Consider the following 1,716-nt stretch of genomic DNA (forward strand, 5'->3'; position numbering starts at 1 on the left):
GTTTCCTTTACTCAAACATATTGTGATAGGGTGGATAAATCCCGTAGCCTAATAGACAAGTTTTTAGATGAAAATCGATTGATTTATGGTGTAACAACAGGATTTGGCAGTAATATGACAGAGGTAATTTCTTCTGAAGATGCAGAAACTCTTCAACGAAATATTATTCGTTCTCATGCAGTTTCTGTTGGACAGCCTCTAGAAAGAGAAGTAGTGAGAGCCATTCAATTGATGATTCTTGTGAATTTAGGTCAAGGTTTTTCAGGAGTCAGATTAAAAGTATTAAATCTAATTGCTTCACTTTTAAATCACGATATTCTTCCGTTTGTTCCAGGTGATGGGTCAGTGGGATATCTTTCTCCTGAAGCTCACATGGCCTTAGTAGTGATTGGAGAGGGGAAGGCATGGTATAAAGATGAGCTCATCCCTGGAATAGAAGCGTTAGAGAAAGCTGGATTAGCACCTGTTACGTTGGGGGCTAAAGAAGGATTGGCACTTACAAGTGGAACTACTTCTGTCACAGCTATGGCTATCTTGGCCTTATACAATAGCATGCAAGCAGCGAAAACTGCCGACATTACGGGAGCTATGTCCTTAGAAGTGCTAAAAGGTACAATTAAAGCATTTGATCCTCGTTCCCACACCGTAAAGAAACATGAGGAACAGGCTAAGACAGCCAGAAATGTAACAAGAATACTTGAGGGCAGCCAAATCATTGATACATACAAGGAACATAGATTACAAGATGCGCTTAGCATACGATGTATTCCACAAGTTCATGGTGCCATAAAGAGAGTATTGAAGGACGCTGCGGTTACTATTGAGAATGAGATGAACTCTGCAAGTGACAATCCAATTATATTTCCGGAAGAGGAAGATGGAATTGCACTCATGGGTGGAAATTTTGATGGTTCCTACGTAGGAATCTACGGGGATACGATGTGCATTGCCTTAGCGAATTTAGCGAAAATTACCGAAAGAAGAATTGATCGTCTAGTAAACCATCACCTTAGTGAACTTCCTAATTTCTTAGTAGTTAATCCAGGGTTAAATAGCGGCTACATGATTCCACAATATACAGCTGCGGGACTATTGAATGAGATTAGAGTTCTTTCACATCCTGCAACCGTAGATAATGTTCCAACATGCGCTAACCAAGAAGACCTGATAAGTTTTGCCTATTATGCTTCGAAGAAAGCATATCAGATTTCAAAGAAACTTGAATATATTTTAGCCATTGAGCTTATGACGGCCACGCAAGCAATGGATTTTCATCACCCCTTGAAATCGTCGCCGATTACGGAAAGTGTGTACCATTTAATACGCGACCAAGTCCCAATGGTAAAAGAAGATCGATTCTTTTATCCTGACATTGAAATAATAAATAGGCAAATTCATGAAGGGGAAATAGTCAATCTTGTCGAAATGGCTATTGGAGAAATTGAATTCTAAAACTATAATGGAAGATGTTTTACACTCACCATTTTAAGTGAATCGGCTTCCTTTTTCATCAAGTAAGGAATTTATTTAATATCTTCACACCTATAGCAGAAAGCATAGTTTTTTGACACTTCTTACTTTCTAAAATGTGTGATAATCATCTTAGTCAGGAGGAGTAAAGTAAAAATGCATTATGATGTAATTGTAATTGGAGCTGGATCTATGGGAATGTCCGCAGGATATTTCCTATCTAAAAATGGAAAAAAGGTATTATTA

Annotated in this window: 2 protein-coding genes; both read left to right on the forward strand. The window is 38.2% G+C overall.

Translation table 11 applies throughout. The features are described from left to right. Positions 1-1,452, forward strand: a 1,452-nt coding sequence (hutH, locus tag AC1DUW_RS27825; protein ID WP_477644055.1) for a histidine ammonia-lyase, incomplete at its 5' end; no start/stop codon positions are given. 174 nt (positions 1,453-1,626) lie between these two features. After that, positions 1,627-1,716 (forward strand): FAD-binding protein (locus AC1DUW_RS27830; RefSeq protein ID WP_477644056.1); only part of this gene is annotated, 90 nt, incomplete at its 3' end.

This window comes from Peribacillus sp. P4_C12 (genome assembly GCF_056402095.1).